22 protein-coding genes are annotated in these 22,750 nt (G+C 73.9%); 13 read left to right on the top strand and 9 right to left on the bottom strand.

Going from position 1 to position 22,750, the window contains the following annotated elements; all coding sequences use genetic code 11:
- Window positions 1–8: 8 nt before the first annotated feature.
- Window positions 9–1,100 carry a LacI family DNA-binding transcriptional regulator gene (locus ACIA8N_RS33145; protein ID WP_365786404.1) on the bottom strand — a complete coding sequence of 364 codons (1,092 nt, stop codon included), beginning with the start codon at window positions 1,098–1,100 and terminating at the stop codon, window positions 9–11.
- Between the two features lie 131 nt (window positions 1,101–1,231).
- On the opposite strand from ACIA8N_RS33145, the gene ACIA8N_RS33140 reads away from it, so the two are divergent.
- From ACIA8N_RS33140 to ACIA8N_RS33120, 5 genes are read left to right on the top strand one after another with little or no spacing between them, the layout of a single operon-like run.
- A complete protein-coding gene (locus ACIA8N_RS33140; protein WP_365786406.1) occupies window positions 1,232–2,869 on the top strand; it encodes an ABC transporter substrate-binding protein in 1,638 nt (545 codons plus the stop codon).
- Window positions 2,869–3,822: an ABC transporter permease gene (locus ACIA8N_RS33135; protein WP_365786409.1), complete on the top strand. Its 954-nt coding sequence runs from the start codon at window positions 2,869–2,871 to the stop codon at window positions 3,820–3,822. The genes ACIA8N_RS33140 and ACIA8N_RS33135 overlap by 1 nt, the downstream gene beginning before the upstream one ends.
- Window positions 3,819–4,685 (top strand): ABC transporter permease, encoded by an 867-nt coding sequence (locus tag ACIA8N_RS33130; protein ID WP_365786411.1) that lies wholly within the window; start codon window positions 3,819–3,821, stop codon window positions 4,683–4,685. Before ACIA8N_RS33135 ends, ACIA8N_RS33130 begins: the two co-directional genes overlap by 4 nt.
- 5 nt (window positions 4,686–4,690) lie before the next feature.
- A complete protein-coding gene (locus ACIA8N_RS33125; RefSeq protein WP_365786413.1) occupies window positions 4,691–5,692 on the top strand; it encodes an ABC transporter ATP-binding protein in 1,002 nt (333 codons plus the stop codon).
- Window positions 5,689–6,510, top strand: a complete 822-nt coding sequence (locus ACIA8N_RS33120) for an ATP-binding cassette domain-containing protein (protein ID WP_365786415.1) — start codon at window positions 5,689–5,691, stop codon at window positions 6,508–6,510. Before ACIA8N_RS33125 ends, ACIA8N_RS33120 begins: the two co-directional genes overlap by 4 nt.
- Before the next feature lie 6 nt (window positions 6,511–6,516).
- On the opposite strand, the gene ACIA8N_RS33115 is transcribed toward ACIA8N_RS33120, so the two are convergent.
- Window positions 6,517–7,104, bottom strand: coding sequence for a GNAT family N-acetyltransferase (locus ACIA8N_RS33115; protein WP_365786417.1), 588 nt, complete (start codon window positions 7,102–7,104; stop codon window positions 6,517–6,519).
- A 165-nt stretch (window positions 7,105–7,269) separates the two neighbouring features.
- Here ACIA8N_RS33115 and ACIA8N_RS33110 point away from each other — a divergent pair, with 165 nt between their 5' ends.
- Window positions 7,270–9,150 carry an NAD-binding protein gene (locus ACIA8N_RS33110; RefSeq protein ID WP_365786419.1) on the top strand — a complete coding sequence of 627 codons (1,881 nt, stop codon included), beginning with the start codon at window positions 7,270–7,272 and terminating at the stop codon, window positions 9,148–9,150.
- A gap of 95 nt (window positions 9,151–9,245) precedes the next feature.
- On the opposite strand, the gene ACIA8N_RS33105 is transcribed toward ACIA8N_RS33110, so the two are convergent.
- Window positions 9,246–10,361, bottom strand: coding sequence for a serine hydrolase domain-containing protein (locus tag ACIA8N_RS33105; RefSeq protein WP_365786421.1), 1,116 nt, complete (start codon window positions 10,359–10,361; stop codon window positions 9,246–9,248).
- A gap of 226 nt (window positions 10,362–10,587) precedes the next feature.
- Here ACIA8N_RS33105 and ACIA8N_RS33100 point away from each other — a divergent pair, with 226 nt between their 5' ends.
- Window positions 10,588–11,364 (top strand): MerR family transcriptional regulator, encoded by a 777-nt coding sequence (locus tag ACIA8N_RS33100; protein WP_365786423.1) that lies wholly within the window; start codon window positions 10,588–10,590, stop codon window positions 11,362–11,364.
- An 89-nt stretch (window positions 11,365–11,453) separates the two neighbouring features.
- Here ACIA8N_RS33100 and ACIA8N_RS33095 read toward each other — a convergent pair whose 3' ends face one another.
- Window positions 11,454–12,845 (bottom strand): DUF5685 family protein, encoded by a 1,392-nt coding sequence (locus tag ACIA8N_RS33095; protein WP_365786425.1) that lies wholly within the window; start codon window positions 12,843–12,845, stop codon window positions 11,454–11,456.
- A 155-nt stretch (window positions 12,846–13,000) separates the two neighbouring features.
- Here ACIA8N_RS33095 and ACIA8N_RS33090 point away from each other — a divergent pair, with 155 nt between their 5' ends.
- Together ACIA8N_RS33090 and ACIA8N_RS33085 are read left to right on the top strand one after the other, a co-directional pair.
- Entirely contained in the window at window positions 13,001–14,221 is a 1,221-nt protein-coding gene (locus ACIA8N_RS33090) for an FAD-dependent oxidoreductase (protein ID WP_365786428.1), read from the top strand.
- 18 nt (window positions 14,222–14,239) lie between these two features.
- A complete protein-coding gene (locus ACIA8N_RS33085; RefSeq protein ID WP_365786430.1) occupies window positions 14,240–15,199 on the top strand; it encodes a sigma-70 family RNA polymerase sigma factor in 960 nt (319 codons plus the stop codon).
- Window positions 15,200–15,244: 45 nt separating this feature from the next.
- Here ACIA8N_RS33085 and ACIA8N_RS33080 read toward each other — a convergent pair whose 3' ends face one another.
- On the bottom strand, window positions 15,245–15,811 hold the full coding sequence (locus ACIA8N_RS33080) for a DM13 domain-containing protein (protein ID WP_399416861.1): 567 nt from the start codon (window positions 15,809–15,811) through the stop codon (window positions 15,245–15,247).
- Window positions 15,812–15,958: 147 nt separating this feature from the next.
- On the opposite strand from ACIA8N_RS33080, the gene ACIA8N_RS33075 reads away from it, so the two are divergent.
- Window positions 15,959–17,020 (top strand): NAD-dependent epimerase/dehydratase family protein, encoded by a 1,062-nt coding sequence (locus tag ACIA8N_RS33075; RefSeq protein ID WP_365786434.1) that lies wholly within the window; start codon window positions 15,959–15,961, stop codon window positions 17,018–17,020.
- 30 nt (window positions 17,021–17,050) lie between these two features.
- Here the strand turns inward: ACIA8N_RS33075 and ACIA8N_RS33070 are convergent, their stop codons facing one another.
- Together ACIA8N_RS33070 and ACIA8N_RS33065 are read right to left on the bottom strand one after the other, a co-directional pair.
- Window positions 17,051–18,163 (bottom strand): HAMP domain-containing sensor histidine kinase, encoded by a 1,113-nt coding sequence (locus ACIA8N_RS33070; protein ID WP_365786436.1) that lies wholly within the window; start codon window positions 18,161–18,163, stop codon window positions 17,051–17,053.
- The gene (locus tag ACIA8N_RS33065) at window positions 18,160–18,909 is read right to left on the bottom strand and encodes a response regulator transcription factor (RefSeq protein WP_365786438.1); all 750 of its coding nucleotides are present in this window, start codon (window positions 18,907–18,909) and stop codon (window positions 18,160–18,162) included. Before ACIA8N_RS33065 ends, ACIA8N_RS33070 begins: the two co-directional genes overlap by 4 nt.
- A gap of 134 nt (window positions 18,910–19,043) precedes the next feature.
- Between ACIA8N_RS33065 and ACIA8N_RS33060 the strand changes: the two genes are divergently transcribed.
- From ACIA8N_RS33060 to ACIA8N_RS33050, 3 genes are read left to right on the top strand one after another with little or no spacing between them, the layout of a single operon-like run.
- Window positions 19,044–19,721 (top strand): glycosyltransferase family 2 protein, encoded by a 678-nt coding sequence (locus tag ACIA8N_RS33060; protein ID WP_365786475.1) that lies wholly within the window; start codon window positions 19,044–19,046, stop codon window positions 19,719–19,721.
- Window positions 19,718–20,350, top strand: coding sequence for a DUF2064 domain-containing protein (locus ACIA8N_RS33055; protein ID WP_365786440.1), 633 nt, complete (start codon window positions 19,718–19,720; stop codon window positions 20,348–20,350). The genes ACIA8N_RS33060 and ACIA8N_RS33055 overlap by 4 nt, the downstream gene beginning before the upstream one ends.
- On the top strand, window positions 20,347–21,009 hold the full coding sequence (locus ACIA8N_RS33050; protein ID WP_365786442.1) for a methyltransferase domain-containing protein: 663 nt from the start codon (window positions 20,347–20,349) through the stop codon (window positions 21,007–21,009). Before ACIA8N_RS33055 ends, ACIA8N_RS33050 begins: the two co-directional genes overlap by 4 nt.
- Here the strand turns inward: ACIA8N_RS33050 and ACIA8N_RS33045 are convergent.
- Both ACIA8N_RS33045 and ACIA8N_RS33040 read right to left on the bottom strand, forming a co-directional pair.
- Window positions 20,985–21,431 carry a hypothetical protein gene (locus ACIA8N_RS33045; RefSeq protein ID WP_365786444.1) on the bottom strand — a complete coding sequence of 149 codons (447 nt, stop codon included), beginning with the start codon at window positions 21,429–21,431 and terminating at the stop codon, window positions 20,985–20,987. The genes ACIA8N_RS33050 and ACIA8N_RS33045 overlap by 25 nt on opposite strands.
- Window positions 21,428–22,657, bottom strand: a complete 1,230-nt coding sequence (locus ACIA8N_RS33040; protein ID WP_365786446.1) for a molybdopterin-dependent oxidoreductase — start codon at window positions 22,655–22,657, stop codon at window positions 21,428–21,430. Before ACIA8N_RS33040 ends, ACIA8N_RS33045 begins: the two co-directional genes overlap by 4 nt.
- Window positions 22,658–22,750 lie beyond the last annotated feature (93 nt).

Here is a 22,750-nt window from a genome sequence, read left to right as displayed (position 1 = left end):
GACAAGCCCTACCGCACCGAGGAGGCGCGGACGTCGAGGCGGGTCGGGACGAGCGTCCCGGACGGCTCGCGGCTGCCGTGCTCCAGGACCTTCACCAGGTGGTCGATGCCGGCCTCGGCGATCGCCTCGGGCCGCAGGCTCAGTGCGGTCACGGGCGGGTCGGTGTGCTCGGCCGTGGCGTCCTCGCTCACACAGACGAGGAGCAGGTCGCCGGGTACGTCGTAGCCGTGACGGCGCGCCGCCTCCAGGACGAGGGGCGGGCTCGCCTCGGCGACGACGAACAGGGCGTCGGGCCGGTCACCGCCGTCGGCCGGATCACCATCGGCCACCGTCTCCCCGACGGCCCCCGGGCCTCCCGTCAGGGCGGTCTCGACGGCGCGGACCACCGGTCCGTTGCCGGGTTCCCCGACCCGTACGACCCGCTCCGGCAGGCCGTGCTCCGCGCACCACTCCCGGTGGGCGGCGAACACCTCGGCATGGAAGCGGGTGGTGCTGTCGGGCACGACGAGGACGGGCCTGCGGGCACCCTGCTCCCGGAAGTGGTCCAGGACGGAGCGCACGGCGGCGTCGATGTCGACGTCCACCCAGTGCGCCCCCTGCCGCCCTTCCACGGAGCGGTCGCTGAACACCGGGATCCCCGCGGCGAGCACGTCGTCGACGATCCGGTCGTCGGCGGCGGGGTCGGTGACGACCACGGCGTCGAGCGGCAGGTCGGCCCACTCGCTCTGCAGGGATCCGGAGGGCAGCAGGACCAGGGCGTAGCCGCGTCGCAGCGCGGTCGCCGCCGTGGCCCCGGTCAGCCGGGCGAAGTACGGCGACTCCAGGAAGACCGAGGGGGCGTCGGCCGCCTCCCCGACCACGTATCCGATCAACTTGGCTCGACCCGCGCGTAGTTGACGCGCGGTGGCATTGGGTCGGTAGCCCATTCTGCGCGCGGTCTCGCGGGCCTTCTCCCGTACGGCGGGAGAGAGCCTTCCGGTGTCGTTGAGAGCCGCCGAGACGGTCGTCTTGGACAGGCCCGCCTCGCGGGCGACGTCGACGAGGCGGACGCGCGGGGTGGGTGCCGAGTGCTGCCCGCCGTGCCGTGATCCAGAGGTCATGAGGCGATGTTGCCATCTCTCTGACCTTTGCAAAACCGTTCCCGCAAGACCTTGTGCGGGAACGTTCCCGCATCAATACTCGCTCCATCCCCCCAGCGCCCGTCACTACACCCGTAAAGGGGTGGGTCTGCATGCGCATGTCGAGAACCATCGCGCTCCTCACCTGTACCGCCGCCCTCGCCGCCACCACGGCCGCCTGCTCCGGCGCCACGAAGCCCACGGCCGCCCCCGGCGGCGGGCCCGGCTACGAGGTCACCCCGACCTCTCCGCCCGCGAAGGGCACCCTGGACTCGTTCACCTGGTCCCTGTACGCCGAGCCGTACACGCTCGACTACGCCCTCGCGTACGACTACCCGCCGAACACCGTGCTGGCGAACGTGTGCGAGCAGCTCTTCCGGGTCACGCCCGACATGAGGATCGAGCCGGGACTGGCCGTCTCGTACAAGCAGCCCGATCCGCGCACGCTGGTCTACACCCTGCGCTCCGGGGTGAGGTTCCACGACGGCACGACGATGACCGCCGACGACGTCGTGGCCTCCCTCAAGCGCCACATGGACCCGGAGACCGGCTCGCCGTGGGGCTCGGTCTTCAAGAACGTCGACACGATCGAGAAAAGCGGACCGCTGGAGGTCACCATCCGCCTGGGCAAGGAGGACGTCCTCCTGCACGAGCTGATGGCGGCCTCCCCCGGCACCGTCGAGAGCGCCGCCTACCTGGCCAGGGCCGGCAAGGACTACGGCACCCCCAAGGGCGGCGTGAACTGCACCGGCCCCTTCTCCCTCGACTCGTGGGACCAGGGCTCGGGCATCACCCTCAAGAAGCACGGCGCCTACTGGGACAAGAAGCTCTCCCCCAAGTCCCGGTCCGTGAGGTTCACCTTCATCGAGGACCCGGCGGCCCGCACCAGCGCCTTCCTCTCGGGCACCTCCGACGGCGGCTACCTGATCCCGTCGAACTCGTTCGACAAGCTGCGCTCCAGCGGCAAGGGCTCGCTCGTCTTCGGCCCGAACACCGCCGCGTCGAACATCGCCGTCCTCGAGTTCCGCGGCCCGCTCGGCAACCTCAAGGTCCGCCAGGCCCTCTCCATGGCCCTCGACCGCGAGAACATCATCAAGGCCGCGGCCGGTGGCGTCGGCGTTCCCGCCAAGGCCCCCGCCGCACGCGGTGCCTGGGCGCTGGCCCCGGAGAAGACCGCCGCGCTCTACGACACCCTGCCCGAGCCCGCGTACGACGTCGAAGCCGCGAAGAAGCTCATCCAAGAGGCCGGGGTCGCCGGCCGCACCATCACCCTGGCGACCAGCACCCTCGCGCCCGAGATCAGCGTCGTCGCCAACGCCGTCCAGGACGCCGGCCGCCGGATCGGCCTCGACGTCCGGCTGAAGTCCGTCGCCCCCGAGGCGTACAGCAACATCTTCGTCGACCCGGAGGCGCGCGCCGGCCTCGACCTCGTCATCACCCAGGGCTACGACAACACGCCGGACCCGCTGGAGTTCTACCAGTACCTGCGCACCGGGGACTTCGGCAACTACGGCAAGTGGTCGGACGCCGAGTTCGACGTCGCCTTCGACCGCGCCAACGCGGAGCCCGACCCCGCCAAGCGCGCCGAGAGGACCGCCGAGCTCCAGGCGATCGCGCTGCGCGAGCTGCCCATCCTCCCCGTCTACGAGGCGCCCTACTCCGTCTTCCTCGGCAAGCGCATCACCGGTGCCCCCACCGGCATCGCCCAGCTGTACTACCCGTGGGCCGCGACGATCGGGGCCGCGCAGTAATGACCCGCTACCTCGCCGGCCGGCTCCTCGGGCTCGTGGCGGTGCTGTTCGTGACCTCGGTCGTGGTCTTCGGCGCCATCCACCTGGCCCCCGGCGACCCGGTGACCTTCCTGCTCCACGGCCGCCCCGCGACGCCCGAGGCCGTGGCGGCCCTGCGCACCCGGCACCACCTGGACGACCCGCTGGCCGTCCAGTACGCGAAGTGGCTCGGCGGCGTCCTGCGGGGTGACTTCGGCTCCTCCGCCCAGTTCCACCAGGACGTGGCCGGCCTCATCGCCTCCCGGCTGCCCGGCACGGCCCTGCTCGTCGCCTACGCGGCCCTGCTCGTCGCCCTCATCGGCGTCGGCTCCGGGATCCTCGCCGCGCTGCGCCCCGGTCCGGTGGACCGGACGGTGCTCATCGGCACCGGTGTCGCCACGGCCACCCCCTCCTTCGTCACGGCCATCGCGCTCGTCTCGCTCTTCTCGGTGCAGCTCGGCTGGTTCCCCGGCCCCGGCGGCGCCCCGGCCGGCCTCTCCCAGCAGCTGTACCACCTGACCCTGCCCGCGTTCGCCCTCGCGATGACCTTCGCGGGACTCCTCGCCCGGGTCACCCGCTCGGCGATGCTCGACGAACTGGGCCGGGAGCACGTCGAGGTGGCGCGCGCCCGCGGCGTCGCGGAGCGGACCGTCGTCCGCCGGCACGTGCTGCGCAACGCGCTCGGCCCTGTCGTCACCGTCGGCGGCACCATGCTCGCCGGACTCCTCATCAGCACGTCGATCGTCGAGACGGCCTTCGACGTGCCAGGCCTCGGCTCCCTGCTCGTGGCGTCCGTCACCGCCCAGGACTTCGCCGTCGTGCAGGCGATCACCCTGCTCAGCGTGGCCGCGTTCGTCCTCGTCAACCTCGCCGTCGACCTGCTCGCCCCCCTCATCGACCCCCGTCTCGCGCTCCACGGGGAAGGCTCCTCATGACCACCACCTCTTCGGTCCCGTACCGCAGACCCGGCCTGCGCCGGCTGCGCGTCCTCGGCCACGGCCCGATGTTCACCGTCTCGGTCGCGGTGCTCGCCGCCCTCATCCTGGTCGCCCTCCTCGCCCCCGTACTCGCCCCGTACGACCCCGAGGCCCTCGACCTCGCGTCGAGCCTCGTCGGCACCGGCGCCGACCACCTCCTCGGCACCGACCAGTCCGGGCGGGACGTCCTGTCCCGACTGCTCCACGGCGCCCGCACCGGACTCCTGGGACCGCTGCTCGTCGTCACCGTCTCCACCCTCCTCGGCACCCTGATCGGTGTCGTGGCGGCCTGGCGGGGCGGCTGGGCGGACACGGTCCTGTCCCGCTCGATGGACACGGTCTTCGCCATCCCCGGTCTGCTCCTCGCCATCCTGCTCGTGACCGTCGTCGGCTCGGGGATGACCGCGCCGGTGATCGCCATGGCGGTGGCCTACACGCCGTACGTCGGCCGGCTCGTCCGCGGCATCGCCCGCCAGGAGAAGGCCCGCCCGTACATCGAGGCGTACCGCGTGCAGGGCTGGTCCGGCTGGACCGTCTGCGTGCGCCACCTCCTGCCGAACATCGCCCCCACGGTCTTCGCCCAGTCCGCGATGAACTTCGGGTACGCGCTGATGGACCTGGCCGCTCTCTCCTACCTCGGCTTCGGCGTGCAGCCGCCGACGGCCGACTGGGGCGCCATGATCAACGAGGGCCAGTCGGCCGTCCAGCAGGGGGCGATGCTGCCCGCCCTCGCGCCGTCCGCGTGCATCGTGCTCGCCGTGGTGGCGTTCGGCATCGTCGGCGAGGGCCTCGCCGACCGGATCGCGAAGCGTGAGCGGTGAACGGCATGAAGGAACAGAGGGACACGGAACAGAGGGACACCACTCCCGTACTGGACATCGACGGGCTCGACGTCCGCCTCCCCGAGGACCGTGCGGGCCGGCCGATCCTCGACGGGATCGGCCTGCGGGTACGGGCCGGGGAGAGCGTCGGCCTGGTCGGCGAGTCCGGGTCCGGGAAGTCCGTGGCCTGCCGCAGCGTCCTCGGACTGCTGCCGCGGGGTGCGCGCACTGGCGGCCGGGTCCTGGTCGCCGGCCGGGACGTGCTCACCATGAACCGTACGGAACTCGCCGCCCTGCGGGCCCGGCAGGTCGCGATGGTCTACCAGGACCCCCGGGCCTCGGTGAACCCGCTGCGCCGCGTCGGGGACTTCCTCACCGAGGGGCTGCGCGCGTCCGGCACCCCGGCCGCCGCGGCGACCGCGCGGGCACTGGAACTCCTCGACGCGGTCGGCATCCGCGACCCCCGAGGCGCCCTGCGCCGCCGCCCGCACGAGTTCTCCGGCGGCATGCTCCAACGCGTCGTCATCGCCGCCACGCTGGCGGCCGAACCCGCGCTGATCGTCGCCGACGAGCCGACCACCGCCCTGGACGTCACCACCCAGGCGGAGATCGTCGCACTCCTCGGCCGGCTGCGCGCGGAGCGCGGCACGGGACTGCTCTTCGTCACCCACGACCTCGAACTCGCCGCCTCGGTCTGCGACCGGGTGTACGTGATGTACGCGGGCCGGATCGTGGAGACACGCGGCACCGACGAGCTGTTCGACCGGCCGCGCCATCCGTACACGGCAGGCCTGCTCGCCTGTACGCCGGGCATCGCGGCGGGCTCGCCCGCGCCCCGGCCGATCCCCGGGCGTCCCGTCTCCCTGGCCGAGTCCCCGCCGGGGTGCGCCTTCGCCGCGCGCTGCGCCCACGCGGTGCCGCGCTGCTCGGAGGAGAAGCCCGTCCTGACCCGGCACGGCGACGGACTCGCCGCCTGCCACCGCGCCGCCGAAGGGATCACGCTGTGACCGTCTCAGCGAAGGAGCGCACCGCCGTCGAAGGCCCTGTCGTCCCGGGCCTGGTCGTCGAGGGCCTGCGCAAGCGGTACGGGGACCACACGGCGGTGGACGGCGTGTCCTTCTCCCTCGCATCCGGGGCATCCCTGGCGATCGTCGGGGAGTCGGGCTGCGGCAAGACCACCACGGTCCGGATGCTCGTCGGCCTGGAACGCCCCGACGGCGGGACCGTCCGCCTGGACGGCAGGGACCGCTCCGCGCTGCCCCGGGGACGGTCGGAACGGCTGGCCAGGGCGCGGGAGATCCAGATGGTCTTCCAGGATCCGTACCTCTCGCTCGACCCCCGGGTGACCGTCTCGGGATGCCTGGACGAGGTCCTGCGCCTCCACACCGGCCTCGGCCCCGCCGGCCGCCGGGCCAGGGTCGCCGAACTCCTGGACCAGGTCGGCCTCGGCGCCCGCGAGGCCGCCGCCCTCCCCCGCGGCCTTTCCGGGGGCCAGCGGCAGCGGGTGGCCATCGCCCGGGCCCTCGCCGTGGAACCCCGGGTCCTCGTCCTCGACGAGGCCGTCGCCGCGCTCGACGTGTCGATCCAGGCGCAGATCCTCGAACTCCTCGGTACGATCCGCCGGGAGTCGGGCATCGGCTACCTGTTCGTCACGCACGACCTGGCGGTGGTCCGGCACATCGCCGACGAGGTCCTCGTCCTCAAGTCCGGCCAGGTCGTGGAGACCGGCCCGGCGGCGCGGGTCCTGGAGGCCCCGCAACACCCGTACACCCGCCTGCTCCTGAGCTCGGTCCCCCACCGGGGCCGCCCGCTGCCGGGCCGGTGACCGACGTCAGATGTCGCCCCGTACGAGCGCGTGCAGATGCTCGTCGTGCCAGCCGTCCGCGTGCAGCAACGCGCTGCGCATCGTGCCTTCCAGAAAGAACCCGGCCTTCTCCGCCACCCGGCAGGACGCCGGGTTGGCCACCGAGTGGCACAACCGCAGGCGGTGCAGGCCGAGATCGTGCAGGGCCCACTCGCTGACGCGTCGCGTGGCCTCGACCGCCACACCGGCGCCGCGCGCCGAGGGGAGGATCCAGTAGACGACTTCGGCGCTGCCGCCGGCGAGGTCGATGTCGCCCCACCCGATGAGGCCCACGGCCTCCTCCCCCGGCCGCGCGATGGCCCAGATCGCGCCGGCCTCGGCCCGCCAGCGGTCGTGCATCCGCGCGATCCTCTGCCGGGCCTCCTCGGGTGTCGCCACGAGCAGGCGGTTCCAGTGACGCACCGCCGGGTCCTGGCCGCCCGCCACCAGCACCTCGGCGTCGGACATCCGCCAGGGACGCAGTTTCAGGCCACTCGGGAGCCCGAGAACCGGCTGGTCACGCGCGGCCATACGGCCCGCGGGAACGACGGCCGGTATGCCTGAGCTGGAGATCATCCCGGCATCCTGCCACAGCGTCCCGAGGGGGCGTCCGGTTCTGGCTGCCGGCCGCGCGCCCCGCCGCCGTACACTCCTGCCGGGCCGGGCAGGTCCGTTCGACACGGGGGAAACGTGATCGCGCTACCGCGACAGGAAGTCCGAGAGCCGCAGGACAGCGGCCACATGGTGGTCTGCGGAGACGACGGGCTCACGCAGCGGCTCGCCACCGAACTGCGGTACGTCTACCGCCAGCGGGTCGTCCTCGTCGCCCCCGGCGACCAGGCGGAAGCGGCCGAGACGGCCGCCGTGCCGTCCCGCGTGGCACGGCTGCTGCGCCGCTCCGGCGGTCCCGACGCCCAGGACACCCGCTGGGGACCCGTGCCGCCCTTGCGGCACATCGCGTCGCACTCCCCCACCGAGGAGGCGCTGCTGCGGGCGGAGGTGGACCGGGCGGCGGCCCTGGCGCTGCTGTACGAGGACGACGAGACCAACCTGCGCGCCGCGCTCGCGGCCCGCAGGCTCAACCCCGGTCTGCGGCTCGTGGTCCGCATGTACAACCGGAAACTCGGGCAGCACCTGGAGGAACTCCTCGACCAGGCCGCCCTCCTGAGCGCGCCCGGCACCGACCGGGCCCTCCTCGACGCCTCCACCACGGTCCTGTCCGACGCGGACACCGCGGCCCCCGCGCTGGCCGCCTCCGCCGTCGCGGGGACGAGCAAGGTCGTCCAGGCCGACGGCGTCCTCCTGCGCGCAGCAGAACGCACCCCGCCCGGACGCGGCGAGACACCGGATCCGGGCCTGTGCACCCTGGCGCTCCTGTCGTCCACCACGGCCGACCCGGCGGGTGCCGAGGGTTCGGACGCCAGCGGCACCCAGGGACCACTGCTGCTGCCCGACGACCGGGCCGTGGCCAGCGCCGCAGGGCGCGGCAGCGTCGTCCTGGAGACCGTCAGGTACGCCGGTCCCGCCCTGTCCTCCCGGCGCCGTGCCCGGCGCGGGGCGCCGCTTCGCGCGCTCTTCTCCAGCCGCCTGCGCTGGGCGCTCGCCTGCATCGTCGCCTCCGTCCTCGGCCTCACGCTCACCACCATGCTGCTGACCGAAGCCGACCTCCTGCACGCCGCGTACGTCACGCTGCTCGACCTGTTCTCCATCAACGATCCGGCGATCGGCGCGCCGGTCACCCACCAGGTCCTCCAGCTCCTGACCGGTCTCGTCGGCCTCGCCCTGCTGCCGCTCCTGGTCGCCGGAGCGCTGGAGGCGCTCGGCACCTTCCGCGCCGCGGGCGCCCTGCGCCGCCCTCCCCGGGGCCTGGCCGGCCACGTCGTGCTGCTCGGCCTCGGCAAGATCGGCAGCCGCGTCCTCGCCCGGCTGCGGGAACTCGACATCCCCGTCGTCTGCGTCGAGGAGGACGCCGACGCCCGGGGCATCCCGCTCGCCCGCAGCCTCGGCATTCCCGTCGTCCTCGGTGACGTCACGGAGGCAGGCGTCCTTGAGGCCGCGAAGATCCACCGGGCGCACGCCCTGCTCGCCCTCACCAGCTCCGACACCACCAACCTGGAGGCCACGCTCTACGCCCGTACGGTCAAGCCCGACCTGCGCGTCGCCCTGCGGCTGTACGACGACGACTTCGCCACCGTCGTCTACCGCACCCTGCGCACCGCCCACCCCGAGGCCCTCACCCGCAGCCGCAGCGTGACCCACCTCGCCGCGCCGGCGTTCGCCGGGGCCATGATGGGGCGCCAGATCCTCGGCGCCATCCCGGTCGAACGCAAGGTCCTGCTGTTCGCCGCCCTGTCCGTCGCCGACCACCCCCCGTTCGAGGGCCGCACCGTCTCCGAGGCGTTCCGCCCGGGAGCGTGGCGGGTCCTCGCCCTCGACACGGCGTCCCCCTCCGCGCGCCGCCCCGACCTCGCGTCCGCGCACCAGGACGGGGAGCGGCCCCAGCTGCTCTGGGACCTCCACCCCGGCTACGTGCTGCGGCCCGAGGACCGTGTCGTCATCGCCGCCACACGCGGTGGCCTCGCCGAACTCCTCGGCGGGCGCCGGACGGACGCCGCCCGATGACCTTCGGCCCCTGACCGCTGAGCGCCGGGTCGCCGGGGATCCGGGTCGCCGTGGATCCGGGTCGCCGTGGATCCGGGTCCGCCGGGGATCCTGCGTCACCGGCCGCCGAACACCGCCTCGACGAGCCGCTCCTGCGCCTTCTGGAACGCCGCGGCCAGGGACAGCGCGGCGTCGTCCACGTAGTTGAGCGCGGCGGTCAGGGTCCTGCGGCCGTCGGCCGTGCTGTACATCAGCGCCGCGTGACCGCCGTGGCCGCCGTTGTGGAAGAGGACGGTGTCGCCGCCGTCGCCCACGTTCTGCACGCGCAGCCCCAGGCCGAAGCCGCTCGCGGCGTGCGGCGTGCGCATCTCGGCGAGGAGCGGGGCCGGCAGGAGCCTGCCGGACGCGAGCGCGGAGATGAAGGTGTGGAGGTCCTGGGTGGTGGAGATCATGTCGCCGCCCGCGGAGATCCACGAGGGGTTGTGTCGGGTGACGTCGACCGTCTCCTCGCGGCCGGCGTCCTCGTACCGGTAGTAGGCGCGGGCGTGCGGTTCGGGGACCTCAGGCGAGGTGCCCGGCACCACGGTGCCCGAGAGGCCGAGCGGCTCCAGGATCCGCCGCCGCGTCTCCTCGGCACACGAGCGGCCGGTGACCTTCTCGATCAGGAGCCTGGCGAGCACGTAGTTGGTGTTGGAGTAGCTCCAGCCGGAGCCCGGCTCGAAGCGCGCCGGCCTGGACAGCGAGAGCCGTACCAGCTCCTCGTCCCGGTAGGTGTGGAACCGCTTGTCGACCCACTCCTTGCCCGAGATCGTGGAGGGGATCCCCGGCACGATCGTCCCGTCTTCGTAGTACTCGCCGGTGTGGTTGAAGACCCCGCTGGTGTGCTGCAGCAGCATCCGTACGGTGATCCGCCGGTCGAGCGCGAACTCGGGCAGGTGGTCGGCCGCCGGGGTGTCGAGGCCGATCCTCCCCTCGGCCACCAGTTGCAGCACGAGGGTCGCGGTGAAGGTCTTGGTGTTGCTGCCGATCCGGAAGTGCCCGTCGGTCGGCGGCTCGGCCGTCCCGCCCAGCTCGCTCGTCCCGGCGCTGCCGACCCACCGGCCCCGCTCGTCGTGCACGCGCAGCTGCACTCCCGTGACTCCGGAGCCGACGATGTCCTGGAGGGCCTTCCGCAGCTCCGGACGTCCGTTTCCGGCAGTGGAGTCGGTGGTGGTGTGGAGGGACTCGGTCATGGTCGTTCCTCGTCTCGTGAGAGCGGTGTGCGGCGCGGTGCGGCCGTACGAGGAGCGTGCACCCTGACCCAAGGTCAACCTCAAGCCCTGTTCCGGGAGAAGGGGTGATGTGCCGCAAGAGGGGCGCGCTACGCTCGCCGCGTGATCACCCGCGACCCGCACCCGAAGGCGCGCGACCTGCCCGCCCGTGCCCTGACCGCCCTCGATCCGGAGGTGCGCTGATCCCATGGCAGGAGGGCTCACGATCGGTCAGGCGGCCGCGTTCGTCGGCGTCACGATCAAGACGGTGCGGCACTACCACCGGCTCGGCCTCCTCGCCGAGCCGGAGCGCGACGGCTCCGGCTACCGGCGTTACGGGTCGGCCGATCTGCTCCGGCTGATCCAGGTCCGGACCCTGGCCGGGGCGGGTGTGCCGCTGGCCGAGGTCGGTGAGCTGCTCGACGCCGATCCCGAGCGGTTCGCCGCCGCCCTCGACGACGTCCACCGTCGGCTCACCGAACGGATCGAGGACCTGGTCGCGCGCCGCGACACCCTGCACCGGCTCGCTCACGGGGACCGCGTCCTGCTTCCCGACCGGGCCTGCGCGGTCCTGGAGCGGCTCGCCGGTCTCGGCTTCACCCCCGACTACGTGGCGGGTCAGCGGGAGGCCCTGGTGCTGGCCCGGGCGCTGGTTCCGGAGATCTTCGACAGCTTCCTGACCCGCCTCGAACATCTCCTCGACGATCCCGGGCACGTCGAACTGACCAAGCGCGGCTGGGAGGCCGGTTCCTGGGATCCGGACGATCCGCGGATCGAGGAACTGGCGTCCGCACTGACCGAGAAACTGCTGGCGGACCGGGAGCTGCTCGCCACGCCCACCGGGTTTCCGAGCCGGTCCGACGCGGCCTCCCGGTACGAGCTCGTCAATCACCACCGGGAGGACGAGGCACCGGCCGTCGCCCGGCTGAACACCCTGATCGAGGCCAACCTGCGCGCGGCCGGCATCTTCGTCCCGCGTCGGTGACGTCATCCCGCCTCTGGGGACGGCATCCCGCTTCTGGAGACGACCGCGGGGCGGGCCCGGTGGTCGGGCCCGCCCCGCTTCTTCGTCACTCAGTCGCAGCAGTCACAGCAGCACTTGCACGGGTTGCAGCAGCCTCCGCCACCGCCGCCGCAGCCGTCACCCGAGCCGCCGCCGGAGCCGCTGGAACCGCCGGAGCCGCCGGACCCCTGGCCGCCACCCGAACCGCCCCACGATCCACCGGAGTTGCCGCCACCCGAGTTGCCGCCGCCCTGGCCGCCCCAGCCGTCACGCCCGGAACCACCCTGGTTCGAGCCGCCGCCGGAGCCGCCGCCGGAGCCGCCGTCACCGAACTCCAGGGGTTCCCCTTCGTCGGTGTCGCAGTTGCAGCAGTTGAAGCACAACCCGCAGTCCCTGCACAGCCGGCGCCACTCGCCACACCGCCGGCACTGCCCCTCCTGCGGTCGGCCCGACGCACCCTCGGGGGCCATGCCCCCGAGCGCCCCGACGCCGCAGGACGGGCCCGCGGCGGTGCCGGTGTCCGCGGGCGTCTCCGTCGCCGTACGACGCCCCGGCCAGGGCAGTACGCGCAGGGTCCGCGCCTGCGGACGGTGGCGGTGCTGCGCGTGCCGGGGGTCGAAGACCCGGTCGACGGCACGTTCCAGCTCGACACCCAGGAGCGCCCGCACCAGGCTGTCGTCGACGAACGCGGCGTCGGACAGGGCGAGTCGGATGCCGTGCACGGCGTCGTCGCAGAGCCGGCGCACCTCGGCGCGGTCCGCACCGGTCACGGCGACGGGGTTCCACGCGCCGGACGCCTTGTCCGTGTCCAGGTCCTCCACCGCGTCCAGCAGGTGCGCGAGGCGCCCGAACAGCCGGCCCGCCTCCGTCAGCGGTTCGGTGTTGCCGGGGCGGCCGGCGAGTACGGCGGTGTACGCGAAGGCGGCGGCGGTCGCCGTCTCCGTGGGCTCCGTGACCGTCAGGAGCGAGCCGCCGGGACCGGTCGACCGCTCTATCTCCGGCTGGCGTTCGACCGCGTCGAGCAGCAACGCGGTGTCGAAGCCCAGCCGTTCGCCGCCCACCGCGCCCGCGCGGTCCCAGCCGCGGGCCACCCGGCGGGCCGCTAGGGTCACCGGGCGACGCCCGAGCAGGCCGTCGCCGTCGGCCACGTGGTCGCGGATCTTCGCCGCGGCCAGCACCAGCGACACCGTCGCCGCCAGCCGTGCCCCCTCGCCCTGCGCCACGTCCGCCGACCGCATCCCGCGCAGCGGGCACGGCCCGGCGCCCCGCCGCCAGTCGCCGCTGCGCTCCGACTGCGCTTCGGTCAGGACCGAGACGATCAGACCGTCGTAGTTGGTCGCCACCCTCGCGAACTGCCCGTACTCGCTGCGCAACGACAGGCACAACCCGCACAGGTGCGCCATCCACTCGGTACGCAGGCCCTCGCCCAGGCGATGCCTGCACGGCCTGATGATTCCGAACACCGAAGTTCTCCCCCGTAGATACAGCTGCCCGCATATGCGGCCGACATCCTAAGCCGTCCATCACTATGTGACCCACGTCACATTCTTTTCCTGTCAGCAATCGGGGCGCTGTTCCGCTCAACCACCGAGAGCAAGCGAACCGACAGGAGCAGCACATGAAGCACCGCATCGTCGTCCTCGGCGCCGGCTATGCCGGGGCCTACGCGGCCGGCACCCTCGCCCGCCGGCTGTCCCCGGAGGACACCGAGATCACCGTGATCAACGCCGAGCCGGACTTCGTCCAGCGGCTGCGGCTCCACCAGCTCGCGGCCGGCCAGGAGATCGAGGCGCCGCGGCTCACCGAGGTCTTCGCGGGCACGGAGGTACGACTCCGCCTGGCCCGTGTCACCGCCATCGACCCCGAGCGGAAGGTCGTCGCCGTGGCGGGCGCCGACGGAGACGGCGAGCTGGGCTACGACACCCTGCTCTACGCCCTCGGCAGCCACGCGGCCCACAGCGGCGTGCCCGGGGCGGCAGAGCACGCCTTCGACGTCGCCGGCCGGGCCTCGGCCCTGCGCCTGCGCGAGCGACTGGACGGCCTGGAGAGCCCGGACAGGCCCGGCGGGCCCGGCGAGGGCCGCAGTGTGGTGGTGGTCGGCGACGGGCTGACCGGCATCGAGACCGCCACCGAGATCGCCGAATCCCGGCCCGGCCTGTCGGTGACGCTGATCGCCCGTGGAGAGCTGGGCGCCCCGCTCTCCCCCGGAGCCCGCGCCCACCTGCGTCAGGCCTGCGAGCGGCTGGGCGTCACCGTCGTCGAGCACACCACCGTCGAGGCCGTGGAGGCGACGCGGGTGCGGTGCGCCGACGGGACCGTCCTGACGTCCGACGCGACCGTGTGGACGGCCGGGTTCGCGGTCGCGCCGCTCGCCGCCGCCGCAGGTCTCGAAGTCACCGGGGCCGGCCGGATCGTCGTCGACGACACCATGCGGTCGGTCTCCCACCCGAACGTCTACGCCGCCGGGGACAGCGCCCACGCCGTCGGCGACAACGGCCGGCCGCTGCCGATGTCCTGCGCCTCGGCCGGCTACACCGGCAGGCAGGCCACGGCCGCGATCGCGGGACGCCTGACCGGCCGCGAGATCCCGCGCACCAAGCTGGAGTACGTGGGCAACCACATCAGCCTCGGCCGGCGGGACGGGATCCTGCAGATGGTCGACGAGGAAGCGCGGGCGAAGCCGAAGTTCATGGGCGGCCGGAAGGCCGCGCGGATCAAGGCGGCCATCCTCGGGCTGTCGCTGTGGACCACGTCGCACCCCACGTTCGGCCTGCCCAAGCGCAGGAACCGCCTGGCCGCCGCCGCCTCAAAGGCCCCTGCTGAGAGGGTGGTTGCCTGACGTCCTAGGGTGATCCGTATGGACAGCACGACCGACGACGACCGCTTCGACACCAGCCGGTTCGAGGCCAGCCGGAACCGGCTGGCCTCACTGGCCTACCGTCTCCTCGGCTCGGCCACCGACGCCGAGGACGCCGTGCAGGACGCGTTCCTGCACTGGCAGGCCGCCGACCGGCAGCTGATCAGGGTGCCCGAAGCGTGGCTGACCAAGGTCGTCACCAACCTCTGCCTCGACCGGCTGCGCTCGGCACAGGTCCGACGCGAGCGCGCCGTCGGGGCCTGGCTGCCCGAACCGCTCCTCGACGGCGATCCGATGCTCGGCCCCGCCGGCACGTTCGAGCGGCGCGAATCCGTCTCCCTGGCCGTGCTGACCCTCATGGAGCGGCTTTCACCCGTGGAGCGGGCCGTCTACGTCCTGCGCGAGGCGTTCTCGTACAGCCACGCCGAGATCGCCGAGATCCTCGACGTCTCCGAGTCCGCGAGCCAGCAGCACCTCCACCGGGCCCGCCGTCACGTGACCACCGAGCGCCGCCGTGGCGGCGGCGAACTCGATCCGGCGTCCGCCCGCAGGATCGTCGAGGAGTTCCTCGCCGCCGCGTCCTCGGGCCGCACCGAGCGGCTGGTGGCGCTGCTCACCGACGACGTGATCGCGATCTCCGACGGCGCGGGCCTGGCCGAGAAGCTGGTGCGGTTCGACACTCCGCAGCGTGTCGCCGCCATTCTGCGGGCCGGCTTCAAGCCCACAGCCGCGAAGCGGCGGCTGGCCGGCGGCGCGCCCGCCATCCACTACGCGGTCGTCAACGACGCCCCCGCCCTGCTCTTCGTGCTCGGCGACCAGGTGCTCGGTTCCGTGGCGTTCGACATCGCCGACGGCAGGATCGCGACCGTGCGCGCCATCGCCGCCCCCGCCCGCCTCGTACGCCTCACGGAGGCGTGGCGGCGGCACGAACCGGAGACGCCGCTCGTCGCGGAGTGGTGAGGCCGGCGCCCGGCGGGGCGGCTCGACGGGCCCGCCGGGCGGTGGTCAGGCCAGCCGGGCCGCGCCGAAGGAGACGTCGAAGCGGTCGCACCAGATGCTGACGCTGGTGAGATCGGCGAGGTCGACGCCGGCGGGTACGGCGTAGTTCTGGTCTCCCTTGTTGCCCTTGAGCTTGCCCAGGCTCACGTACGTCCCGTCGTCGAAGACGTGCCAGCCCGCCCTGCCCTCCTTGACCGGGGCGTCGGTCAGCCAGACCCGCAGGTCGGGCCCGCTGCTGGTGTCCAGGTTCTCCAGGCGCACCACGCGCGAGCCGTCGGGCAGCCGGACGAGCTTCACCGTTCCGGTGGTGGTGTGCTCGTGGCTGATGAAGGTGCCCTGCGCCTCGGTGGTGGGGCCGGCCGGAGTGGCCGGCGGCACGGTGGCCGGTGCCTCCCCCGGATTCCGGGAGGACGGCGACGGGGAGGACGGCGTCGCGGACGCGGACGGCAGCGCCTCGTTCACGGTCTCGTCCACCCACAGGGCCCAGGGCTTGAACCACACCAGACCGGCCCCCACGACGGCCAGGACCAGCACCGCCACCCCGGTCCACCACCTCTTGCGCACGACACGCACCACGCCGTTCCTCCTCAAACCGATGTCTCTTCCGTGGCCATCCAACGCGCTCGGGCGTCCGTGCGCGAGACCCGGCCCGATGACGGAAGTCTTACGGCCCGGCGTGGACCGCGCCGTGACGGGGCCCCGGGCCGTAGCGTCCCCGCCATGCGTGTACTCGTCACCGGAGGAGCCGGGTTCATCGGCTCGCACATCGTCACGGCACTGGCAGGGGCGGGCCACGAGCCGGTCGTCCTGGACGCGCTGCTGCCCAGCGCGCATCCGACGCCTCCCGAGCCGCCGCCGGCGGAGTTCCTGCGCACGGACGTCAGGGACGCCGCCGGGGTGCGGGAGGCGCTGCGCGGGATGGACGCGGTCTGCCACCAGGCGGCCATGGTCGGTCTGGGAAAGGACTTCGCGGACGCCTCCGCGTACGTGAGCTGCAACGACCTGGGTACGGCCGTCCTGCTCTCCGCGATGGCGGAGACCGGGGTGCGGCGGCTCGTCCTCGCGGGATCCATGGTCGTGTACGGGGAGGGGCGGTACGAGTGCCCCCGCCACGGCCTCGTCCGGCCGGAGGCCCGCCGCCCCGAGGACCTGGCGGCGGGGCGCTTCGAGCCGTTCTGCCCCCGCTGCGGATCCGAACTGCGCCCCGGCCTCGTCGGCGAGGACGCGCCGGTCGACCCCCGGAACGTGTACGCCACGACCAAGCTCGCCCAGGAGCACCTGGCGGCGGCCTGGGCCCGGACGACGGCAGGTACGGCCGTCTCCCTGCGCTACCACAACGTGTACGGCCCCGGGATGCCCAGGGACACCCCGTACGCCGGGGTGGCCTCCTTCTTCCGTTCGGCGCTCGCCCGCGGTGAGGCGCCCCGCGTCTTCGAGGACGGCGGTCAGCGCAGGGACTTCGTGCACGTACGGGACGTGGCGGCGGCCGGCGTGCTCGCCGTCGAGGCCGCCGGGGGGCTGCCGGCCGGCGGTCTCACGCCGTACAACACCGGCAGCGGGGACCCGCACACCGTGGGCGAGATGGCGACGGCCCTGGCTCTGGCGCACGGCGGCCCCGAGCCGGTGGTGACCGGGGAGTTCCGGCTCGGCGACGTCCGGCACGTCACGGCCGACTCGTCCCGGCTGCGGCGGGAGCTCGGCTGGCGTCCGGAGGTCGGCTTCGCCGAGGGGATGGCGGAGTTCGCCCGGGCGGGGCAGCGGGCGTCGGCGGCACTCGGATAGGGCCGCGTCGCCGTCGGAAGGGCCGGATGTTCAGCCCGCCGCGGCCGGCAGGGTGACTTCGAAGCGGCAGCCGCCGGGCACGTTGCGCACGTCGGCGCGGCCCGCGTGGGCCTCGACGATGCCCCGGACGATGGCGAGCCCGAGGCCGGCGCCCGCGGGCGGGGTGCGGGCCTCCGTGCCGCGCCAGCCGGTGTCGAAGACGCGGGGCAGGTCCTCGTCGGAGATGCCTCCGCAGCCGTCGGTGACGGACACGACGACGGCGCCGTCCCGGCATTCGGCGGCCACCGCGACCGTGCCGTCGGCGGGGGTGTGGCGGATCGCGTTGACGAGGAGGTTGGCGAGCACCCGGGTCATCTCCTTGCCGTCCACTTCGACGGGAACGGCGTCGACCCCGTCCCCCACCAGCCGGACCCCGTGCTCGCGGGCGAGCGGGTCGGCGCCGCTCAGGGCGTCGCCGACCAGGTCGTACACGGACATGCGGCTGGGGCTGAGCGTCAGGGCGCCGGCGTGGATACGGGAGAGTTCGAAGAGGTCGGTGACCATGGCGGTGAGGCGTTCGACCTCGGTGCGGATCTGCCGGTGGTAGCGGGCGGGGTCGGCGGCCATGCCGTCCTCCAGGGCCTCCGCCATCGCCCGCAGTCCGGCGAGCGGGGTGCGCAGGTCGTGGGAGATCCAGGCGACCAGTTCCCTGCGGGACGCCTCCAGGGCCCGTTCCCTACGCCGGGAGGCGTCGAGTCTGACACTGGTGGCGGCCAGTTCTCGGGTGAGCGCGGCGAGTTCGGCGGTGACCGCACCGCCGGGCGCGGAGAAGCTGCCGGCGTCGCCGAAGTCCCGGGTGGCGCGGGCGAGCGCGCGGCTGCGTGCCACCACCCACCGCCCGAGGACGAGGGCGGTGCCCAGGGACACCAGGGCGGCCATCGCGACGACGACGGTGACCACCCACAGGTCGTGCGGGGAGAGGAACATGGCCTGGGCGACGGCGAGCGTCCCGGCGAGCATGGCCGTCACGGTCACCGCGGCGACGACCGTCAGTGAGACGGCGACCGAGCGGTGGCGTACCAGGCGGAGCACGAGTGCTCCGACGAGTCCGGCGCAGACGGCTCCGGCGAGGGCGAACGCGGCGATGAGCAGGACGTCCTTCACTCCGCTGTTCCCTTCGTGCCGTCGGGGTCCGTTGCGGGCTCCGGTTCGAAGCGGTAGCCGACGCCCCACACGGTCCGGATGAGGGCGGGCCGGGCCGGATCGTCCTCGATCTTGGCGCGCAGGCGGCGGACGTGGACGGTGACGGTGGACAGGTCCCCGAAGTCCCATCCCCACACCTTCCGCATCAGGTCCTCCCGGCTGTGCGCCGTCCCAGGATGCTCCACGAAGTACGCCAGAAGGTCGAACTCGCGGAGCGTCAGGAGCAGTTCGGTGCCCGCCCGGGTGGCCCTGCGGGTCGCCGACTCGACCGTCAGGTCCCCGGCGCGGAGCACGGCCCGGGGCGCGGGCGCCGCCGCCGCGCGGCTGCGACGGAGGACGGATTCGACGCGCAGGACCAGTTCTCGTGGGCTGAAGGGCTTCGTCACGTAGTCGTCGGCGCCCACTTCGAGGCCGGTGATCCGGTCCTCCTCGTCGCCCCGCGCCGTCAGCATGATCACCGGCACGGGACCCGCGGCCCGTAGCCTCCGGCACACTTCGAGGCCGTCCAGGCCAGGCAGCATCAGATCGAGCACGACGAGGTCGGGCCACCGCTGCCCGCTGCGCCGCAGGGCGTCGGCGCCGTCGGCCGCGTGCTCGACGGCGAATCCGGCCCCCTCCAGGTATTTGGTGACGACCTCGGCGACCGTCGGGTCGTCGTCCACCACCAGGATCCGGCCCCCGGTTCCGGGGGCGCCACGCTCGTTCATGCCGCACAGCCTCGCATCCGACCCGCGCGGCGGCCACGGCCACCCGGGCGGACGTGGCACGGCGTCCGCGTTTCGTAAGGACTTTCACCGCCTCTCGGCGCCCGGTGATTCCTACGGTGAGTGCCGTGACCCCCATGACCGTAGATGTCGTCCTTCCCTGTCTCGACGAAGCCGAGGCCCTGCCGTGGGTCCTGGCCCGCATCCCCGCCGGCTGGCGGGCGATCGTCGTCGACAACGGCTCCACCGACGGTTCGGCCGCGCTCGCGGCCGGCCTCGGCGCGACCGTCGTACACGAGCCCCGGCGCGGATTCGGCGCCGCCTGCCACGCCGGGCTGCTCGCCTCCGACGCCGAGATCGTCTGCTTCTGCGACTGCGACGCCTCTCTTGACCCCGGCCTGCTGCCCGGCCTCGTGCGTTCCGTCGCCGAGGGCTCCGCGGACCTCGTCCTCGGCCGCCGACGGCCCACCGGGCGGGGCGCCTGGCCCGCGCACGCACGGGCCGGGAACCTCGCGCTGTCCCGGCTGCTGCGCCGACGCACGGGGCTGCGCCTGCGCGATCTCGGGCCGATGCGGGCGGCCCGCCGGGAGGCGCTGCTGTCCCTGGAGCTCTCCGACCGGCGCAGCGGGTATCCGCTCCAGACGGTGGTGCGGGCCGCCGACGCGGGCTGGCGGGTGAGCGAGGTCGACGTGCCGTACCTCCCCCGGGCGGGCCGGTCCAAGGTCACCGGCACCTGGAAGGGCACGTGGCAGGCGGTGCACGACATGCGCCGCGTACTCGACGAACCGGTGACGAGCGGTGGTGGCCGGCCGTGACCACCCTCCTCGTCATCGCCAAGCAGCCGCTGCCCGGCCGGGTGAAGACCCGGCTCACTCCCCCGTTCACGCCCGTCGAGGCCGCCGCCCTCGCCGAGGCGGCCCTCGCGGACACCCTCGCCGCGGCTCTGCGGGTGCCGGCCGGCCGGCACGTCCTCGTCCTCGACGGGGAGACGGGGCCGTGGCTGCCGCCGGGCTTCCAGGTCGTCCCCCAGGTGGCCGGCGGTCTCGACGAGCGCCTTGCCGCGGCCTTCGCGGCCTGCGCGGGGCCCGCCGTGCTCATCGGCATGGACACCCCTCAGGTGACGCCCGAGGTGCTCGCGCCCTCGCTGTGCTGGGAGTCGCACGACGCCTGGTTCGGCCCCGCGTCCGACGGCGGCTTCTGGGCGCTCGGCCTCGCCTCCCCTGATCCCGCCCTCCTGCGCGGCGTCCCCATGTCGCGTCCCGACACCGGTGCTTCGCAGTACGCGCGGCTGCGCGCCGCCGGGCTGCGGATCGGGCTGCTTCCCGTCCTGCGGGACGTGGACACGGCGCGGGACGCCCGGGAGGTGGCCGGTCGGGCGCCGGGCACCCGGTTCGCCGCCCTGCACACCGCGCTGACGGCGACGGCGGCGGGAGCGGCCAGGTGACCGCGACCGCCGCCTGGCTCGCCGACCCGTACACCGACGCGCTGCGCACCGGGCGGGGCCCGCTGTTCCTCCGGCGCGACGACGGATGGCTGCTGCCCCTGGAGGTCGAGCGCTGGTGCGAGTCGCCCGACCTCGCCGACCGTTCCGTCCTGGACCGCTGCCGCGGCCCCGTCCTCGACGTCGGCTGCGGGCCCGGACGGCTCGTGGCCGCGCTCGCCGCGGGCGGACGCCGGGCACTGGGCATCGACATCAGCCCGGAGGCGGTCGACCACACCACCCGGCTCGGCGGAACGGCCCTGTGCCGGTCGGTCTTCGACCCGCTTCCGGCGGAGGGACGCTGGGGTACGGCCCTGTTGATCGACGGCAACGTGGGGATCGGCGGGAATCCCACCGCCCTGCTGCGGCGGCTCGGTCGGGTCGTGAGCCGTTCGGGGCTCGTCGTCGCCGAGTGCGCACCGGTGGAGGTGGACGAACGCCACGAGGTACGGGTGGACGACGGCCGTGGCGGGCGCGGGGCGCCGTTCCCCTGGGCCCGGGTGGGGGTGTCGGGGCTCGCCGCGCACGCGGCCGCCGCGGGCTGGACGGTGGGCGAGCGGTGGGTCCTGGCGGGCCGTCACTTCGCCGTCCTCGCCCGTCAGTCGTCCTCGGCGGGCTTCTGAGGCCGCGCCCGCCGCCGTACGAGGATCGTCGCCGTGGTCACCACGGCGATCACGGCCAGCAGGGCCAGGAGGTTCCGCGTGTACGGGAGCGGCAGGGCGGAGGGGTTGGGCGGTGCTCCGGGGCGCAGCAGCAGCGGGAGCGTGACGATGATCAGACCGCCCGCCACGAGCAGCGCCCCGCGCACCCACGCCCGTTCGAAGCGTCCGGTGATTCCGGCGTTCTTGGCGTTTCCGGCGAGCAGCAGACCGACGGCGAGGACCAGCGGGGCGAGGATCCCGTCGTGCAGGACGACCGCTCCGGCCAGCCACACCAGCACGTCCGCCGGGTCCGGTTGGGCCGCCACGCGCCAGGCGCCTACACCGATCAGGGCGAGTCCCAGGCCCCCGGTGGCGTACCGCAGCACAGCCGTCGACGTACTCACAGCACCTCCAGGTGGTGCACCCATTTGGTCTGGAGCACTCCGGGCCGGTCGGGGGCGATGATCCGGGCCGGGAATCCGTGGTCGAGGGAGAGGGGCCGCCCGTTGAGGTCGAGGGCGAGGAGGGTGAGCGGATCCGCGACGTAGTCCGCGCCCATCTCCATCACGCGGTAGGCGCCGTCGGTTTCGAGGGAGGTGACCCGTACGGCGTCGCGTCCCGGCCGGCCGCCGGCGCGCTGCACCAGGTCACGCACCCGTACGCCTGCCCATTGCGCGTCGACGCTCCAGCCTTCGACGCAGGCGATCGGCAGCCGGACCAGCCGGTGGGGAAGGCCGCGAAGCTCGTCGAGCGTGAGGGCGTACGGGCGGGGTCCCGCGACCTGGAGGCGCCAGGTCCGCAGGTTCCGCTCGACGACGCCGGCCGCGGCGGCGGTCCTGTTCACCGGCAGGCCTTGCGGGCCGTGGTCGGGGTGCCGGGGGGCGAGGAGGTCGAAGGTCGCGAGCGGCGTGAAGGACTGACCGGCCGTCGTCAGCGTGACGGCCCCGACCGCGGCGCCCATGCCGAGGAGCAGGGCACGGCGGTCGGGGGCGTCCTCGGCGGGCAGCGCGAGCGTCCCCGCCGAGTCCCTCCTCCAGTGGGCCGCGATCTGCGGGGCCTTGACGGCGATGTGCAGCAGGATCGACCCCGCCGCGAGCCAGGCCACGGCGAAGTGGACCGGCACGAAGGAGAACGGCCACGGATACCACTCGGCGATGTTGAGGAGCCCGGTGAACACCTGGAACACGGCCGAGGCCACCAGGACGGCGACGGACAGCCGCTCCAGGGCGTGCCGCACGGACGTCACGGGCGGCCACACGAAGAGCCGCGGGTACACCGCCCACAGCTTGACGAGGAGCAGCACGATGGCCGCGAGACCGGTGGCGACGTGCAGCCCCTGGGTGAGCCGGTAGCCCCACACGGGGCGGGTGGGCAGGTGGTCGGCGAGCCAGGACGGCGGGTGCTGGAGGTAGTGGCTGACGAGGCCGGTCGCGAAGCAGACGGCGAAGGCGACGCCGAGCCAGCGGCCGACGGCGGTCGCCGTTCGCGCGTCGTGCAGACGGCCGGTGAGGGTGGGCGGGCGGAGTGCGGGGAGCCGGAGCGCCGGAAGCCGGAACGCCGGGAGTCCGGGGGTGGGGAGTCGGCGGGCGGGGCGCCCTGGGCGCGGCGGCTTCGGCGGGCGGGAGGTCATGACGTCCATGACACCGCCACGAGCGGCCGCCCGGACGGTTCGACACCTTACGAAACCCGAACGCCGCGACGGGTCGGCGCCCCGTCCGCCGGC

This window comes from Streptomyces sp. NPDC051822 (genome assembly GCF_044452745.1).
Taxonomy (GTDB): Bacteria; Actinomycetota; Actinomycetes; order Streptomycetales; family Streptomycetaceae; genus Streptomyces.
Note: the sequence above shows the minus strand (reverse complement) of the source record. Positions and strands in the feature narration are given on the sequence as shown.

Bases quoted from the DNA above. Each gene is read 5' to 3' on its own strand.
- ACIA8N_RS33110 (WP_365786419.1), top strand. From the start codon at position 7,270: ATGGTGGTCTGCGGAGACGACGGGCTCACGCAGCGGCTCGCCACCGAA.
- ACIA8N_RS33040 (WP_365786446.1), bottom strand. From the start codon at position 22,657: ATGACCTCCCGCCCGCCGAAGCCGCCGCGCCCAGGGCGCCCCGCCCGC.
- ACIA8N_RS33125 (WP_365786413.1), top strand. From the start codon at position 4,691: ATGAAGGAACAGAGGGACACGGAACAGAGGGACACCACTCCCGTACTG.
- ACIA8N_RS33140 (WP_365786406.1), top strand. From the start codon at position 1,232: ATGCGCATGTCGAGAACCATCGCGCTCCTCACCTGTACCGCCGCCCTC.
- ACIA8N_RS33060 (WP_365786475.1), top strand. From the start codon at position 19,044: ATGACCGTAGATGTCGTCCTTCCCTGTCTCGACGAAGCCGAGGCCCTG.
- ACIA8N_RS33135 (WP_365786409.1), top strand. From the start codon at position 2,869: ATGACCCGCTACCTCGCCGGCCGGCTCCTCGGGCTCGTGGCGGTGCTG.
- ACIA8N_RS33100 (WP_365786423.1), top strand. From the start codon at position 10,588: ATGGCAGGAGGGCTCACGATCGGTCAGGCGGCCGCGTTCGTCGGCGTC.
- ACIA8N_RS33090 (WP_365786428.1), top strand. From the start codon at position 13,001: ATGAAGCACCGCATCGTCGTCCTCGGCGCCGGCTATGCCGGGGCCTAC.
- ACIA8N_RS33115 (WP_365786417.1), bottom strand. From the start codon at position 7,104: ATGATCTCCAGCTCAGGCATACCGGCCGTCGTTCCCGCGGGCCGTATG.
- ACIA8N_RS33130 (WP_365786411.1), top strand. From the start codon at position 3,819: ATGACCACCACCTCTTCGGTCCCGTACCGCAGACCCGGCCTGCGCCGG.
- ACIA8N_RS33145 (WP_365786404.1), bottom strand. From the start codon at position 1,100: ATGACCTCTGGATCACGGCACGGCGGGCAGCACTCGGCACCCACCCCG.
- ACIA8N_RS33105 (WP_365786421.1), bottom strand. From the start codon at position 10,361: ATGACCGAGTCCCTCCACACCACCACCGACTCCACTGCCGGAAACGGA.
- ACIA8N_RS33075 (WP_365786434.1), top strand. From the start codon at position 15,959: ATGCGTGTACTCGTCACCGGAGGAGCCGGGTTCATCGGCTCGCACATC.
- ACIA8N_RS33085 (WP_365786430.1), top strand. From the start codon at position 14,240: ATGGACAGCACGACCGACGACGACCGCTTCGACACCAGCCGGTTCGAG.
- ACIA8N_RS33065 (WP_365786438.1), bottom strand. From the start codon at position 18,909: ATGAACGAGCGTGGCGCCCCCGGAACCGGGGGCCGGATCCTGGTGGTG.